This is a genomic window from Vibrio sp. 10N.247.311.14 (assembly GCF_041467715.1).
In the GTDB taxonomy this organism is placed as follows: domain Bacteria; phylum Pseudomonadota; class Gammaproteobacteria; order Enterobacterales; family Vibrionaceae; genus Vibrio; species Vibrio crassostreae_C.
The window spans coordinates 1-15,838 of the sequence record NZ_JBFSVE010000009.1 but is presented as its reverse complement, the minus strand read 5'-3'; the positions used below and the strand labels follow the sequence as shown (position 1 = coordinate 15,838).

Below are 15,838 nucleotides of genomic sequence, written 5' to 3'. Positions count from 1 at the left end.
TCTTATAAAATCTCATCGCGTTTGAAGAGGCTATTTCGGCTTTCTGGTTGGTATTTTAGCTGAAATGATGACAGCTACGATTCTAAATGACGTGCACAACCACAAAGGATAAACACGGATGTATATAGGTGAATTGGCGGCTATTGGTGCTGCGATTGTGTGGGCGTGTGCGACATGGATTTATGGACAGTTTGGTCATCGCTTCTCTGCGATGCAATTGAACATTGTTAAGGGTGTAGTGGCGTCAGGGATGATGTTGCTGGTGATGCCTCTTATTCCGATGCCGGAGTTTGAACTGAGTACCAACCATTTTCTGATATTGGCAATTTCAGGTGTGATTGGCATTGCGATTGGAGATAGCGCCTATTTTGCGGCGTTGAAAAGAATCGGTGCCAATAAGACGCTGTTACTGGAATCTTTAGCCCCGCCTCTTTCTGGTGTGCTGGCATTAATGTTCCTGGGCGCTGTATTGACAGTGCAAAGTTGGCTCGGTGTCGTGATTACAACACTAGCGGTGACCTTCGTTGTCTTCCAGCCATCAAAATCGGCGAGCGGTGAATCGAATAACAAAGCGCAGTGGGGTGGCATTGGTTATGGGCTTGTGGCGAGTGTCTGTCAGGCATCTGGTGTGGTTATTTCTCATTACGCGTTAGTGGCGGGTGATATCCCACCATTGTTAGGTGCTTTGATTCGCCTGACGATTGGCGTGTTTGCTGTGATGCTGATTATCCCTTTCGTTGAAAAGAAGCCGTATTCATCGATAAAAAGAGATTTATGGGAAATGACCAAGCTCGATAAACTGTGGTTACTAGGAGCAATCTTTGTCGGGACGTTTCTCGCTCTATGGCTTCAACAAGTGGCGTTGAAGAATGCTAACCCTGCGATTGCACAAACGTTGATAGCGACCAGCCCGGTCTTTATTTTGGTGATTTATGCGCTGAAAGGGGAGAAGGTGTCAAAGCAAAGTATCATAGGCACACTTGCCGCCCTTGCTGGTATTTCTCTGTTCTTTTATCAATAAGCAGTTGGCCTAAGCTACAGAGCTATATGCCACTACTCTGTACACACTTGATTACGGCCGTTGGCTTTAGCTCGGTATAGCGCTTTATCGGCACGGTAGAAGGTACGTTGAGTATTCTCTCCGTCACGATGCAAAGTGATACCAATACTCACGGTCAAACCGCGCTCCCCAAGTATCTCATGCCAACCGAATTGGAAAATGCGCTCTCGATAATTTTCAGAGTGCATTTCTGCCTTCGGAAGATCAGTGTTCTCTAGAATGACGAGGAACTCTTCTCCACCAAATCTGACACATGACGCGCCTCTAAACTTAAAGTATGAACGTAGCTCTTGAGACACACTAACAATCGCTTTATCGCCCACTAAGTGACTCAGTTCATCATTGATAGACTTGAAGTGGTCAATATCAATAACCATCAGCGCGAAAGAGGTATCGTGCAGCAGCATGTCTTTCAGTTTCACATCTAACCAGCGGCGGTTGTGCAACCCTGTTAATGGATCTGTGAATACGTCTTGTTGAAGCTGAGCCACCGCATTCTTGTGTTGTTCGGTTGTCTCTTTGAGCTCTTTGTTCTCTTGTTCAGAGAGAATGAGTTTGAGTTGTAACTCAAAACGAGACAGTCGGCGTAGCTGGCTTGCACCGAGTTCACTGATCGGGATCTGCTTCATCAGATCGGTTTCAATTCGGTAGCCTTTTTTCTCATAGCTTAGCGCTTCTTGAAAACGCCCTTGATTCATACACACATCACTCTGCGAATCGTAGAATCGTTTTGCAAGTACTGGCGACGAGTAGGCTTTCACGCGTTTGTCTGTGCTCGACAAAATCATGCTCGCGTAGTCTTGCTTGCCGGTTGCACTTAGGCAATGTGCGAGCTCTAGACGAGTCATGGTTGCAAGCCAGCTTGCTTGAGTGCTGTTGGCTGGGTATTGAACCTTAGACAGACAGCGTAGCGCTTCATGGTGTTTTTTCTTAGCGCGCAGCACCTTTGCTTGGTAAAGCAGTATTTGAGCTGTGAGCAACTTGTCACTGACCAAAATACTCAGTTCTTCGCACTCATTCAGTAAATCGCTGGCTGCTGTAATGCGATTGAGTAGAAGTAGGCTTGCTACCATATGCAGCTTGAATTTGAGGCGAAGTGAGCGACTGCTTATCGCATGGTCTATGCTGCTGATTTTTTGGTAGTAACGAAGTGCTCTGTTGTGATCGCCATAGGAATCACACAGGTTGCCCATGCCTAAAATAGCTAATACATACTCATCGATATGACCGTGTTCAACCGCGATAGTCGATGAACTGACGAATTCATTGAGTGCTGAGGTGTAATCACCAATTTCAACTAAGCGGTCACTTAGGCTGCTCTTGACTGTCAAAATGTCTTCAATATCGGCAGGAAGGTGGAGCAGATCGAGTGCTCGTCTTAACTCTTCGATACTGGTTTGATTTTGTTGTAACTCGGCACGGTATTCAGAGCTGATGATATAGCAGTGCGCTTGCTCTGTTTGCGTTGTCGAAACGTGCTGGCGAATGTGGTTCCAGAAGATGATCGCTTCTTCACCTGATACCGATGAAGGGTCTAAACCGGCGTCTGTGATCTTGCTTAATAGCGTTTCCATTATTCTATTACCTCAGCATCGTCTTCTTCTAATTGTTCAAGCGTAAACGGGAACGTCAAAATATCATTGAGGCTGACGGTCGGTCTTGAACCTTTTAATCCTTTTCTATGCCAAGGATAGATATCAAGCATGGTGCTGAGAGTTTGGAAGGTTTGCTCTGCGGCTTCGCCTTTTTCGGAAAGCATAAGAGCCACACGTTCAGAACTTAGCCTTGCAATGAAGTCATTCTGGTTACATAAAGCATGAGCAATCTCGGTACAGACATCTAAGTAATCAGTATCGACATGATGGAACATAATGATGCTGTGGTTTGAACGCTTAAGCTCTGTCTTAAACAGTACCAGTTTTTCCCACCAAAAGGTTTCAGAGACAACGTAAGAGAGGTGCTTTTCAGGATCGTATTCGTGTTGGCCACGAATACGATTAATCAGCTTTCGTGCCCTCTGTTCAAGCTGGCGTTTTGAACTGCGTGCTTTGTCCAAGCCGACACGATTAGTTTGCTCTTTAAGCATACCGATAGAATATTGACGGTACTTTTTAAAGGCGACGAGTGCGGCTTGGAAGTCTTGGTTTTCTTCTGCAACTAAGGATTGTTGGTAACAGATTTGGCTTAACAACTCGCCATTATCGAACTCGTTTGCGGATTGTTCTGCGAGCCTTAGTAATTCCGCCGCCTGTTCTGGTCTTTTTCTCAGGAGTTCCAATCTAGCTCGGCTGATATATGAGTGCGCCTTCATCCAAACGAGGTTGTGTTCTACGGCTAGATTGTGTGCTTTGGCCGTGGCGCGCTCTGCGTCATCTAAGCGTTCGAGACCAAGTAGGGCAAGGCCTCGGAAGTCCCACACCTCAGCGTGCCAAGTGTTATCTTTATGATCTTTTAATGCTTCTTCTGCGCCGTCCAATACCGATAGCATTTCAATATAGTTGTTGAGCAGGTAGTAATCCCACGCGAGCAGTATTCTGGCTTTGCCTTCTAACCAACCAATGCGGCTGTTGTTAGCCACTTTAACGGCAAGCTGGTGGGTAGAACGTGCAAGTTTATATTCGTGGGTCATTCGCCAAATATTGCCAAGGCCAATGAGGCATTCAATTTGAATTTCGACTTCATCAACCAACGCGGACTGCTCTAAAGCATTGATCCAGAACTGCTGGGCGGAATAGTACTTGGCTTGCCCCCAGAACTGGAGCGCGTGTAAATGGAGGATCTCAGGGAGAAAAAGGTCGGTATCTAATCGGCTTTGGCGCTTGTAGGCTTCCTTGATGTATTTTAAACCTTTTTGGTAATCCATCAGGTTCCAGCTACACCTTGCCATTAGCATCAATGACTGGATGGCACCCTCTTCAAACAGAACTTGCTCTGATCGGACTAGGCACTGTTGGGCAATCTCTAGGATCACTGACGGCTCAGAGTCGACACGAGTTTTAAGTTTTTCTAATTCTGTTTCAAGAAGGTACTGATTTTTGTCCAAGACTTACATCCATGATTATCGAACATATTGATAACACAATCATTATAAGAGTGTAATTTGAGATAAGCACCAATTATCTTTCGTAGAGCGTCAAAGGAACATCGATCTTTTCTAATTATGGGTGTTACCTCATGTTGTCGCTTTAAAATCAATGAGTTCCCGAATAATTACCTAAAGGCCTTGTTGCTATGAAAGTAGTTGCTTTAGAGTTAATGGCAGCTCTGCTACGCCTAAACGTTGTGCTGCCGTGAGCCCTTGCTTATCTTGGTAGCACAGATTGTGCCAAGCTCTAAATATGTCGAGCAATGGAAGAATGCCCCCAGGACGAAGCTTACGTCTGGGCTCATTAATAAAGCTATCAAATAACAGCTGAAAGCGTTGTTGATAGAACTTAGTTTGTTGAATTGAGGCCGTGTTAAACCACTGTTTTGGTTCTGGATTGTTACCGGTTAGGTAGCAGATACCTTTCTGATTATCACCCTGATTGGCAATAGCCCAGCGATCTCGCCACCAACTCATGTGAACGATGTCGATCTTTTCAAAACTTTGGTCGTCTTGCCAGCCTGAATCTTCCTCTACATACATAAGGTCAATATTTTGACTCTGAATACGCGGCAAACATACGCTTAAAGCGGCAGATCTTAGTAACGGATCTTGTGGCATATAGATGGCGACATGCTTGTCTTCGTTACACATATCCAACACATGTAAGAAGTGAGCATAAGAGGTATAAGGCGGTCGAATGAGTGCACCCTTTGAAGGGTAGCTAAATGTGGTGAGGTTACCCATAGGGTCCTCAACGTTACCTCTCGCAAGAATCACTTGGTACTGCTGTTCAATGCGCTCTTTTAGTTTGTCTGACTGTTGAGGAAGCTCAAGGTTTGCCTCTGAAGAGTGCTCTTTGGATACAAAGCGCGCTACATCATCATAAGGGTTGTGATCAACATTCCCTGATGGCTCTTCATTTTGTGAGTAATTCACGTGTTGGCAAAGGATATAGCCAGAATGCGCCTCACCCGTCGCTATCCAAACCACACCGTTGTTACTTTGTGGCTGTAAGCGCTGATAATGGGAAGCGAATTGATAGTCTTTGGCATGGTTAACCCATCGTGCATCGATCATCGCTAATTTACGACGACAACGGCTCGCGATATGGTCAACATGATCATAGAAAGTCTTTGGGTTGATCTCTAATTTTCGGCAGATTTCACGTACGGAATAGCCCATGAACAGTAAGCCCATGAGGTTCTCTTGAAATTGGAGTTTTTTGTTGGATCCAGACCATTTATCAACGAAGGTTGATTGGCAGTCTTTGCATCGATAACGCTGCCTGTCACCACTGTAGCCGAAGGCATGATAAAGATGTTTATGGGTATGAACCGATAAGCCGAAATTATCGCAATCATCATTACGACAAGCAGGGAGCCCATCGCTGTGAAGTTGTCTTAGGCGATGAAGTTCGCTTAACACTTCACGGTTGTTAAGTAAGGGGGGGAAAGCTCCACATTCACGACAAACCATCGCTGGACGCTTAGGGTTCGCGTGTTGCAAAACATACCGTTTTGCATCGCTCAAGCCAAAGTTGTCACACGCCAATGTTTTACAAAAGTTGAGTTGCAAACCATCCGCGTCTTTTGGCAGCTTGTCGTTAGACACGATCTCCCCCTCGGGATTATTTGAGCAGCCAAGCGAGCCTGGCTGCGGGGTAACGCTTTTCAATGTATCTTTGATCAAATCGTTAGATGTTGATTGCTGTCTCTAGAGCAACTTTCATCATGTCGTTGAAAGATTTTTGACGCTCTTCAGAACTTAGTTTTTCACCACGGATGATGTGGTCAGATACTGTTAGGATAGTTAGTGCTTTAGCACCAAGGTCTGCAGCAACACCGTAGATACCAGCCGCTTCCATATCAACACCTAGGATGCCTAGCTTTTCCATTTTTTCGAAAAGGTCAGCTTCTGGAGTGTAGAAAAGGTCTGCAGAGAATACGTTACCAACTTTAACTGGAACTTCTTGTGCACGAGCTTGGTTTACTGCTTCTTCTAGAAGACCGAAATCAGCGATAGCAGCGAAGTCGTGGTTGTTGAAACGAATACGGTTTACTTTTGAGTCAGTAGATGCACCCATACCGATAACAACGTCCATTAGTTTAACGTCGTCACGTACTGCGCCACAGCTACCTACGCGAATTACGTTTTTCACGCCGAACTCAGCGATTAGCTCGTGTACGTAGATGCAACATGATGGGATACCCATACCGTGGCCCATTACAGAAACTTTCTTACCCTTGTAAGTGCCTGTGTAGCCAAACATGTTGCGAACGTCACAAACTTGCTTCACGTCATCAAGGAATGTTTCTGCAATGTATTTTGCGCGAAGCGGGTCGCCCGGCATAAGTACTGTTTCTGCGAAATCACCAGCTTGAGCATTAATATGAGGTGTAGCCATGGTCGTTCTCCAAAGTTTAAACGGTAATTATAGGAACAGGATTTAATCAATTACCGATTCTGTTGAATTGAATTCGTTTTGTTGAGGCAATATTAGCGAGTTAGAACGTGGCCCCATGAGACTTTAGTCACAAAACAGGTCTGCCATTATAGTTTTATTAATATTGATAACCAAATATGTTGAAAGCGTAAAGGCAATCGATTTTGTATGGGTAAATTGCAAGCGAATGAGAGGAAAAGGCCTACACATAAACTTGTTGCCTATCAGTTTCGAGCCAACAATACGTTGTAGAGACGTTTGATCAGAGATAATCTAAACTTTGATAAAAGACAAACCAAGGATTTGTATGTCGTATTGCGTTAAACCGACGCCTTTGCCGTCAATGAAAACACGACTTCACAGGGCGGCGTCGCTTGTTGTAAGAACCACTTTGCTTGCCAGCGGGATAGCTTCATCGTGGGTGTCTGCTGCAACCTTTGAATTGCCACCGACAGAAAGCCGCATTGTGGGCAGAATCCAGCAGCATGAAGTGGCGGCGGGCGAAACCTTGGCCATCATTGCCAAGCAATACGATATTGGTTTTCTCTCTTTAATGGCAGCTAACAAAGGGGTGGATCCTTTTCTTCCCGCGGAAGGCTATGTGTTAAGCATTCCAAGCCGCTTGATTTTGCCTGACACCCCAAGAAAGGGGATCGTCATCAATCTTGCTGAGTTAAGGTTGTATTACTTTGAGCCCGAGAAAAATCAGGTGCATGTTTTCCCTGTCGGCATCGGTCGAGTGGGGCGCGATACTCCCGAGATGATCACCAAGATAAGCCAAAAAAGACCGAATCCAACATGGACGCCACCAAATTCAATCCGCAAAGAGTATCTTGAAAAGGGTATTGAATTACCGAGAGTGGTTCCCGCTGGGCCGGAAAATCCATTGGGTGAGTATGCTTTGAGACTTGCTTATGGCGCTGGCGACTATTTGATCCATGGTACTAACAAAGACTTCGGAATAGGTTTACGAGTTAGCTCTGGTTGTATCCGAATGGAACCTAAAGATATTGAGTGGCTATTTGAGCAAGTGAACCGTGGTGAACAGGTCACCATTATCAATGAGCCGATTAAGGTGTCATTAGAACCAGATAGAAGTGTGTTTGTTGAAGCGCACGAGCCATTAACTCGAAGTGATGGTTCAAAGAAATCATTACAGATCCCTGTGGAACTAAAATGGTGGCTTGAAGACGCAGAACTGCCAAATTCAAAGGCGAAAGCGGTTATCTTTGCTCAAAACGGCGTACCTGTAGAGATAGCACCACCTGTGATTGAGTTTTAATTCGACTGCCTCTTCTGTAACAAGGTGCGTTTTATCTTTTCTCTACTCGAATCAATACCTTCTACTCGAATTGGTATCGCCCAAAAAAAGCACCACATTCGTTAAGAAGTGGTGCTGTCTATGTACTGCTTTTTGCGACTTATTTAATCTACAGCTTAATCGCGATTAGATCTCAAACTACTTAGTGTAAGACTCAGCGATGTTATCGATGCGTTCGTTAGCACGATCCGCTTCTTCTTTCGCTGCCATAGCGGCTGCTTCTGCTTCTTGAGCCTTCATTTCTGCGGCTGCTTTGTCACTCTTAAGTGCTTCAACTTCGCTTGTAAGTTGAGCCACTTGGTTAGTTAGTTGATCCATTTCTGACACTGCAGCTTCTTCTGGTTCTGAAGAACAACCGGCTAAAATGAAAACTGATGCTGCAGCTGCGATTAACGTCTTATTCATAAGAACTCCTTGCTTATTTATCATCAAAAGATGCGCTATACATTCTTTATCATATAGTCGCTTCATTAATGATTGTAGCGACTAATTTTTTAACTGCAAAAACAATAACTAAAGAAATTGCTAAATTTTTGAGGTAATTAGCTAAGTATCACGTTGTGTCTCATTTATGAGATGAAGGATTTAGAGACGACTTGTAGGTGTTTTTGGAGAGCTATCCCTTTGCTAGCAATGCATACGTTGTTCTAGCTAAAGATAGATAAAGGGATAAATTTACTGTGATCTCTATCCTTATAAAGTACTTTCGCGGTATCATGTCACGTTAAATTAATTTTATTCAATACCATCATGACTGGAGAGTCCTTTGCACTTTAAAGATTTAGGCTTAGATAACCGCTTACTGAAGAACTTAAAACATTACGACTTCAAGAAGGCGACAGAGATCCAATCAAAAGCGATCCCTGTTGCTATTGCTGGTAAGGATCTATTGGCTTCATCAAAAACGGGATCAGGAAAAACATTGGCGTTTGTGTTGCCAATGATACATAAAGCATTAAAAACAAAAGCGTTTTCTGCTAAAGATCCTCGTGGTGTAATTTTGGCTCCTACTCGTGAGCTAGCGAAGCAAGTTTACGGCGAACTGCGTAGCATGCTTGGTGGTCTGTCTTATGAAGCGGCGCTTATCTTAGGTGGTGAGAACTTTAACGACCAAGTTAAAGCATTGCGTAAGTACCCTCGCTTCATCGTAGCGACGCCAGGTCGTCTTGCTGACCACCTAGAGCACCGCTCATTGTTCCTTGATGGTGTTGAAACGCTAATCCTTGATGAAGCAGACCGTATGCTTGATCTTGGTTTTGCTCCAGAACTGCGTCGTATTGCAAACGCGGCTAAGCACCGTCGTCGTCAGACGCTAATGTTCTCTGCCACTCTGGATCACGCTGAAGTGAACGGCATTGCCAATGAAATGCTGGATGCACCTAAGCGCATCTCGGTGGGTGTTTCTAACGAACAGCACCTTGATATCACTCAGAAATTCTACCTATGTGATCACCTAGATCACAAAGAAGCGATTCTAGACCGTGTACTAGAAGAAGCTGAATACCGTCAGGTTATGATCTTCACAGCAACGCGTGCTGATACTGATCGCCTAACGGATAAGCTAAATGAGAAGAAGCTTAAAGCTGTTGCACTGAGCGGTAACTTAAACCAAACACAGCGTAATGCGATCATGAGTCAGTTTGAGCGCGCGGTTTACAAGATTTTGGTTACAACCGATGTTGCTTCTCGTGGTATCGATATTCCAAACGTAAGCCACGTAATCAACTTTGATATGCCGAAGCATACCGAAGAGTACGTTCACCGTGTTGGTCGTACTGGCCGTGCAGGTAACAAAGGCGATGCAATCTCTTTGGTTGGTCCAAAAGACTGGGACAGCTTCAAGCGTGTTGAACTTTACCTTCAACAAGATCTTACTTTCTCTGTGCTTGAAGGCCTAAAAGGTAAGTTCAAAGGTATTAAACCTCGTAAACCTGCGTTTGTTAAAGGCGGTCCTGCGAAGAAGAAAACCAACACTCAAGCGAAGAAAACGCCGAAGAAACCAGTTAAGCGCGATAAGAGCTTCCACCAGAATGTGGCAGTGGGTGATACAGTGTTTATCCCTAAGAAGAAAGTTGCGCCAAAAACTGACGACGAGTAATCAACAGCCAGTTAAAAGCGTTTGTTTGTAAAACTGACATAAATAAAAACCGCCATTATTAGGCGGTTTTTTTGTATCTGACTTTTGTGCCTAAGAGGTGCTACCTCAAGTTACAGTTCAACTTGGCGGCTTTAGAAATCAAAGGTAGAGAACGAGTACGCCAAGATATGGTCTGCGATGTATTTGTGAGTAGCCGTAGTTGGGTGCGTCACGCCCCAAAAGACATAACTGTCTGAACCATAGGTCGCACAATCATTGGTTAAGCTGTGGCTTTTCAGGTAGTCGGCCGCAGAGCTTCGATTGATATTAAGACAAGCATCACTCGCGTTTCGAAAGCCATGTTGTTGTGGGTTATCGGTAATGCTGGCGAACAAGGCGCTTGCATCGAACAACACCACATTTTTCCCCATACCTTGGTAATACTCGGCTTGAGCTTTGATGAACTGGTTAAATTCTAAGATCTTGCCACGAACTTTTATGATCTCTTGCTCGGTCGAGTATTTGAATTGAGGGGCTTTGGTTGCATCGGGTAAGGTGAACAGCAGGATATTGTTCGCACCGGATTCCGTTAAGCGGATCAGCGCGCTGCTAAAGTCAGCTTTTACATCGGCGACTTCTCGATCGTAGTTCATGAAGTCATTGAGACCAAACTCTAAAGTAAATAGTGAGTTTTCCGGGCGATAGTTTTTGGCAACTTTCATGTAGGTTAGATAAGAGGTGACTTGATCATAAACACCAGTCAATGCCACGTATTGGTTGGTACCTGCGGCGCCACCCACAGCCCAGTTATACAGAGGGACACCTTTCGCTTTTGCTAAATACTCCGTCCAGACTAAACCATTCGAAAAGTGCCCTAAAAACCACGAATCTGCGTTCGGAAAAACCCATTGTGAGCCATTAAATAGATTACCAGTGTCGGACAGGCTATCACCAAAGGTGACAATACGGTTGATGCTACTGGCTTGAAAAGCGTTGTCGTTGGTCCAGATTGAGTGGTTGTAAGAGAAGCGATTATCTGCGGCAAAGTAGGTGATGTCAGCGGCGTCATGTTGGATGTTGAGCGTCTGTTCGCAACGCTGTTTGATTTCAGATTGAGGCGCATCACTGTAGAACATGTTTTTGAAAGAAACAGAAGACCACCAATATCCGTTGATCGTGTAGTAATCACCATTCTCTTTCTTTGCCCACTTCCAGTCGGTGGCTGGGGAGTCATGAGAGGCATCGGTTCGATACCAACATCTAACGTACGAATAGGTCTCTGAGCCTTGTGTACTGAGTACTTGTGCAGATGTAATCGATTCTGGTGTTGGTATTGAGTCTTCAGCGGCATAAGCGCCAAAAGGCAGGGCTAACGTGAGTATTAAAGCCGTATTTTTCATCACTGTATTCTCTTTTGTATTTAGTGAGCCAAACAAAACGTTGTTGCTTGTTGCCTATTGTTTGTTGATAAGTGGATAAGTAAATAACTGGTACGACCTATATCTAAGATTAATAATTAGCGTCAATACATTCAGGCTTATGGTGTGTCGTTAATGGCATAAGCATCAAGTTTTCAACGAGTTTGTGGTTGAAAAATACCTGTTTCCAAACGGTTATTTGTCGATAAACTTTGGATTATTACGAATGTTGAATTGATATTTGAGTCAGAGTATTGAAAGAACAATCTCATCAATCTTAGTTAAATGTTAATTTAATCAATTGCTTATGGTTTCGGTTTTCCTTCTGATTCTGTTTGCCTGATGTTCATCGCACCTGTTTAATTCAAGTTCGCCATCACAAATATCAAATCGTTACTTTCTGTTTTATAAAATCATCATCTACGGTTTTTTTACTCATCAGAGGTCTAATCTGTTTAAGGAAAGAGCATTGAAAAAGATATTAATTTGGACGATAGCCTGCCTATCCAGTTTTGGCGTATATGCCGGAACGAGCGCATCAGCATTAGAAGCCAGCGGATACACTGAAACGAAATACCCCATTATGTTGGTACATGGTCTGTTTGGTTTCGATACATTAGCGGGCGTCGACTATTTCTATGGCGTACCTGAATCCCTAACCAAAGATGGCGCGAGCGTATATGTCGCTCAGGTCTCTGCAACCAACAGTTCTGAGGTCCGTGGTGAACAGTTACTCGGCCAAGTTGAAACGCTGTTAGCTGCAACAGGAGCAAGTAAGGTGAATCTGGTTGGTCATAGCCACGGTGGGCCTACGGCTCGTTATGTTGCGTCGGTTCGACCGGATCTGGTGGCTTCAGTGACCAGTATTGGCGGTGTGCATAAAGGTTCTAAGGTTGCTGATCTCGTTAGAGGGAACGTATCTGAAGGCTCTGTCACAGAAGGTATCGCGGTGAAATTAGCAGGTGGATTAACGACACTGATTAACCTTTTATCTGGTGGAACGGATCTCGACCAAGACGGCCTCGCTTCTCTTGAAGCATTGACCACAGAAGGCTCACTAGCATTCAACCAGTTTTATCCTGAGGGCGTTCCGACGTCTGAGTGTGGTGATGGTGAGTGGCAAGCAAGTAACGGCGTTTATTACTATTCATGGACAGGGTCTTCCACTTTTACCAACCTTCTTGATCCTACCGACGGAGCGATGACAATCCTAGGCTTAGCTTTCAATGAACCTAATGATGGCTTGGTAGGAGCATGCAGCGCCCATTTGGGCAAAGTGATTGGTGATGATTACAAAATGAACCACCTAGATGAGATCAATGGGTTATTGGGAATTCACCACTTGTTTGAGACAGATCCCGTAACTCTATATCGTCAGCATGCCAATCGATTGAAGTTGGCTGGCTTGTAGTCTGCAAAGCCGTTTAATAAGAAAACAAGGAAGTATGATGAAAAAGACCGCCATTTTGTCGATAACCACGATAGCCCTGATGAGCACAGCGGCGGTCTTTTTATATCTAAATAATCAAGATACACATACTGACGACGAACAACGCGTCTCCTCATTGAAAGTCGCCTCTCAACAAGACACCGACATCGATAACGCATCAGCCAAAGACATGATGGAATACTTCGTATCGGGTAATACAGAATTAACCGTTGAAGATATTCGTGACAATGTAGCAAAACACCACGAGCAATCATCAACAGCCGTGGTCGATGAAGCACTGTTTGCCAAATATCTAGAGTATAAGTCGGCACTGACATCGTTGGACGTACAATTCGTTACCACATCCATTTCCGCTGATGACCTGCGCGCACTCAATCAAGCGCTCCTTGACCTTCAAGCTCAGTTTTTCAGTGAGAGCGAGATAAGTATTCTGTTTACGCACGACAACAGAATGAGAGAAATCGCCTTAGAGAAGTTACTTCTGAAACAGGAGGGATTAGAGGATGAAGAATACCAACAAAGACTTGAATCCTATCTATATGAGCAACCTGATTATGTTCAGTCGAGTCACCAGAATCAGGTGTTACTCCAACAGCTCTCTAGCTCTGAAGGTCTCGATGAACAGGGTAAATACTTAAAGAGAAGCGAACTTGTTGGTGAAGAAGCAACCCAAAGGCTTGAAGCTCTTGATAAAAAAAGAGCGGCCTTTGAAGGCTCGTTAGAGGTCTACTTCGCAGAACGGAATGATGTTTTGAACGACTCAGCCTTATCAGAAACCGAACAACAAGAGACACTTGCGCAACTTCGGACAGAGCATTTCCTACCAGAACAACTGAGAAGGGTAGAAGCGATTGAAAGAATTCGAGCGGCTGAATCTGGTCAGTAGTGTCTAAAAACGAAAAACCAGCCATGATGGCTGGTTTTTTTGTTTATAGGTGAGCTCTAAAGCGCATACAGCTTGAATCTGTTGCCTTGAACCTCTTAACTTAAACCCTATACCTTAAAGTAGTCCAACTGCTGTTTCTGTTGCTCGGCTAGGTTAGATAGCTCGTGGCTTGCTGCAGCGGCTTGAGTAATGCCGGTTACGTTTTGGCTTACTAGGCTGTAGATGTTTGAAATATTACGGTTGATGTCTGAGGTTACTTGGCTTTGCTCTTCTGCGGCTGAGGCTACCTGAGTGTTAATCTCCGTCATATCCGTTACCGAGTTAGCAATGCCTGAAAGGGCTGTGCTTACTTCCGCTGCCAGTGTTTGGTTGTGCTCTAGCATAGCTAATGAACTGCTCATGCTCTCGTTAGCGTTGCCAGATTGAACCTGCAAACCTTCAATAATGGTTTGGATCTCTTTAGTTGAGTCTTGTGTGCGTGCCGCTAGCATTCGAACTTCATCAGCAACAACCGCGAAACCACGACCACTTTCACCTGCGCGAGCCGCTTCGATTGCTGCGTTAAGCGCAAGCAGGTTAGTTTGTTCAGAGATGCTTTGAATCACCTCAATCACTTTACCAATCTGCTCAGAGTGCTCTTTTAGCGTGCCCACAACATTTGCAGCTTCGCTTAGCTGAATCGCCATCTGTTCGTTAGCTTTGTTGCTTTCATTAAACAAGCTCATGCTGTGTGTTGCCATTTCGTCGGCTTGCTTAGACGCTGAGTCAGCTTGTACTGCGTTCTCATTAACGTGCGATGCGGTGCTTTCTAGTTGGTTTACAGCAGAAGCGACTTGCTCCACTTCTTGCTTCTCTTGGTCTGAGTTAACGCTGGACTGTGTCATTACAGCCGCTAACTCTGTCGACGCAGAAGCCACTTCGATACTGATTCGAGACAGCGAGCTTACCGTATCACGCAGTTGGTCTACCGATTGGTTTACGTCTTGCGCAAGGCGTGAGATTTCATTATCGCCATACTCTTCTGCTTTTACTAACAAGTTACCTTTGGCTACTTCGCGCATGGTTTCCTGAATATTGCTGATCGGTTTAACAATGATACCAGCCAGCGTCCAACTAATAACTAGAGCTACAGACAGGATCACCAACAGTGCAATGGTCGCTGTATTGAGTGTGCTGGTGTGTTGCTGGCCATTGATGTCGACTTCTTGAGTCGCAAGCAGGTTCAACTTTTTAGAAAGTGTGTTGATCGCTTGCACCATGTCATTACCTGCGTGACGGTATTGGTCGATTGCAATCTGGTAGCGGTTTTCAAAATCTGAAGAGAGTGATGCATCGCCGTGCTTCGCTCTTAATAAAGGAAGCATTGTTGTACGAGAAAAGTCGACATAGTGATTCATCGCTTTGTTCATCGCGGCCACTTCATCTTGCATGCCTGGAACTGTGTCTAATGAATTCAGTAGGCGAGTATTTTGGTCGCGTTTTTGGTTTAGTGTTTCAACCAGTGTTTTTACGTCATCAGCATTGAATAGACTGTAAATCGCTTTGATGCGCATGCCATAGCTGTTGTCGACGATTTCGCTTAGTTCTTCTTTATGTAAGATTAATTGGTCGGTCGCTACTGATACATCTTTGAATGCACTTTCTAGCTTTTCACCACCGATGATGACACCGGCTAAAAGTAAGACGACGGAAAATAATACGGGTATGAGAATTTGTATTTTGATTGATAAGCCACTGAGAGGTTGGCGCATGTAATGTCCTTCTTTGAATAAATAAATGAGCAGAAGCAATTGTTATTATTGTAATTAGCAGGTGATTCTAACTTCTGAGAATGACAATTCAATCAGTAATGAATTCGATTTTGATATATGAGATAGATATTTGATAAATTTTGAATATTTATTGTACAAACAAGGCTTTAGCCATTTTTAAGGTAGGGTTATTTGGCACAGAACCTTGTGTGGTATTAGGTAATAAAATAAAAGGATGGCGAGATATTGAGCGGTTTAGCTTGTAGTGGTCAACTGATATTGGCCACGCTCCTAGAGTTTAACCAGAACAATCGTTCTGATTCATTGGGAGTCAAACCACCGTT

At 44.3% G+C, this 15,838-nt stretch carries 12 protein-coding genes; 5 read left to right on the top strand and 7 right to left on the bottom strand.

The window, feature by feature from the left end; genetic code table 11:
- Positions 1-118 precede the first annotated feature (118 nt).
- Entirely contained in the window at positions 119-1,021 is a 903-nt protein-coding gene (locus AB6F11_RS04950) for a DMT family transporter (protein WP_017061876.1), read from the top strand.
- A gap of 32 nt (positions 1,022-1,053) precedes the next feature.
- Here AB6F11_RS04950 and AB6F11_RS04945 read toward each other — a convergent pair whose 3' ends face one another.
- The 4 genes from AB6F11_RS04945 to deoD all read right to left on the bottom strand — a co-directional run bounded on the left by AB6F11_RS04945 (position 1,054) and on the right by deoD (position 6,552).
- The gene (locus tag AB6F11_RS04945; protein WP_102394046.1) at positions 1,054-2,634 is read right to left on the bottom strand and encodes a GGDEF domain-containing protein; all 1,581 of its coding nucleotides are present in this window, start codon (positions 2,632-2,634) and stop codon (positions 1,054-1,056) included.
- Positions 2,634-4,103 (bottom strand): hypothetical protein, encoded by a 1,470-nt coding sequence (locus AB6F11_RS04940; protein ID WP_102394047.1) that lies wholly within the window; start codon positions 4,101-4,103, stop codon positions 2,634-2,636. Before AB6F11_RS04940 ends, AB6F11_RS04945 begins: the two co-directional genes overlap by 1 nt.
- 186 nt (positions 4,104-4,289) lie before the next feature.
- Complete coding sequence (locus tag AB6F11_RS04935; RefSeq protein WP_102394048.1) at positions 4,290-5,759, bottom strand: lactate dehydrogenase; 1,470 nt, start codon at positions 5,757-5,759, stop codon at positions 4,290-4,292.
- A gap of 82 nt (positions 5,760-5,841) precedes the next feature.
- Positions 5,842-6,552 carry a purine-nucleoside phosphorylase gene (gene deoD / locus AB6F11_RS04930; protein WP_017061880.1) on the bottom strand — a complete coding sequence of 237 codons (711 nt, stop codon included), beginning with the start codon at positions 6,550-6,552 and terminating at the stop codon, positions 5,842-5,844.
- Between the two features lie 346 nt (positions 6,553-6,898).
- Between deoD and AB6F11_RS04925 the strand changes: the two genes are divergently transcribed.
- Positions 6,899-7,873: a L,D-transpeptidase family protein gene (locus tag AB6F11_RS04925; protein ID WP_019821668.1), complete on the top strand. Its 975-nt coding sequence runs from the start codon at positions 6,899-6,901 to the stop codon at positions 7,871-7,873.
- A gap of 177 nt (positions 7,874-8,050) precedes the next feature.
- Here the strand turns inward: AB6F11_RS04925 and AB6F11_RS04920 are convergent, their stop codons facing one another.
- On the bottom strand, positions 8,051-8,317 hold the full coding sequence (locus tag AB6F11_RS04920; protein ID WP_017061882.1) for an Lpp/OprI family alanine-zipper lipoprotein: 267 nt from the start codon (positions 8,315-8,317) through the stop codon (positions 8,051-8,053).
- A gap of 361 nt (positions 8,318-8,678) precedes the next feature.
- On the opposite strand from AB6F11_RS04920, the gene AB6F11_RS04915 reads away from it, so the two are divergent.
- Positions 8,679-10,010, top strand: coding sequence for a DEAD/DEAH box helicase (locus AB6F11_RS04915; protein WP_102398413.1), 1,332 nt, complete (start codon positions 8,679-8,681; stop codon positions 10,008-10,010).
- Positions 10,011-10,141: 131 nt separating this feature from the next.
- On the opposite strand, the gene AB6F11_RS04910 is transcribed toward AB6F11_RS04915, so the two are convergent.
- Positions 10,142-11,389, bottom strand: a complete 1,248-nt coding sequence (locus tag AB6F11_RS04910; RefSeq protein ID WP_102398412.1) for an SGNH/GDSL hydrolase family protein — start codon at positions 11,387-11,389, stop codon at positions 10,142-10,144.
- Positions 11,390-11,876: 487 nt separating this feature from the next.
- Between AB6F11_RS04910 and AB6F11_RS04905 the strand changes: the two genes are divergently transcribed.
- Together AB6F11_RS04905 and AB6F11_RS04900 are read left to right on the top strand one after the other, a co-directional pair.
- Positions 11,877-12,818, top strand: a complete 942-nt coding sequence (locus AB6F11_RS04905) for a triacylglycerol lipase (protein WP_102398411.1) — start codon at positions 11,877-11,879, stop codon at positions 12,816-12,818.
- A 37-nt stretch (positions 12,819-12,855) separates the two neighbouring features.
- A complete protein-coding gene (locus AB6F11_RS04900) occupies positions 12,856-13,743 on the top strand; it encodes a lipase secretion chaperone (protein ID WP_102398410.1) in 888 nt (295 codons plus the stop codon).
- 107 nt (positions 13,744-13,850) lie between these two features.
- Here the strand turns inward: AB6F11_RS04900 and AB6F11_RS04895 are convergent, their stop codons facing one another.
- The gene (locus tag AB6F11_RS04895; RefSeq protein WP_102398409.1) at positions 13,851-15,494 is read right to left on the bottom strand and encodes a methyl-accepting chemotaxis protein; all 1,644 of its coding nucleotides are present in this window, start codon (positions 15,492-15,494) and stop codon (positions 13,851-13,853) included.
- Between the last annotated feature and the right edge of the window lie 344 nt (positions 15,495-15,838).

Bases quoted from the DNA above. Each gene is read 5' to 3' on its own strand.
- AB6F11_RS04950 (WP_017061876.1), top strand. From the start codon at position 119: ATGTATATAGGTGAATTGGCGGCTATTGGTGCTGCGATTGTGTGGGCG.
- AB6F11_RS04945 (WP_102394046.1), bottom strand. From the start codon at position 2,634: ATGGAAACGCTATTAAGCAAGATCACAGACGCCGGTTTAGACCCTTCA.
- deoD (WP_017061880.1), bottom strand. From the start codon at position 6,552: ATGGCTACACCTCATATTAATGCTCAAGCTGGTGATTTCGCAGAAACA.
- AB6F11_RS04925 (WP_019821668.1), top strand. From the start codon at position 6,899: ATGTCGTATTGCGTTAAACCGACGCCTTTGCCGTCAATGAAAACACGA.
- AB6F11_RS04920 (WP_017061882.1), bottom strand. From the start codon at position 8,317: ATGAATAAGACGTTAATCGCAGCTGCAGCATCAGTTTTCATTTTAGCC.
- AB6F11_RS04910 (WP_102398412.1), bottom strand. From the start codon at position 11,389: ATGAAAAATACGGCTTTAATACTCACGTTAGCCCTGCCTTTTGGCGCT.
- AB6F11_RS04900 (WP_102398410.1), top strand. From the start codon at position 12,856: ATGAAAAAGACCGCCATTTTGTCGATAACCACGATAGCCCTGATGAGC.
- AB6F11_RS04895 (WP_102398409.1), bottom strand. From the start codon at position 15,494: ATGCGCCAACCTCTCAGTGGCTTATCAATCAAAATACAAATTCTCATA.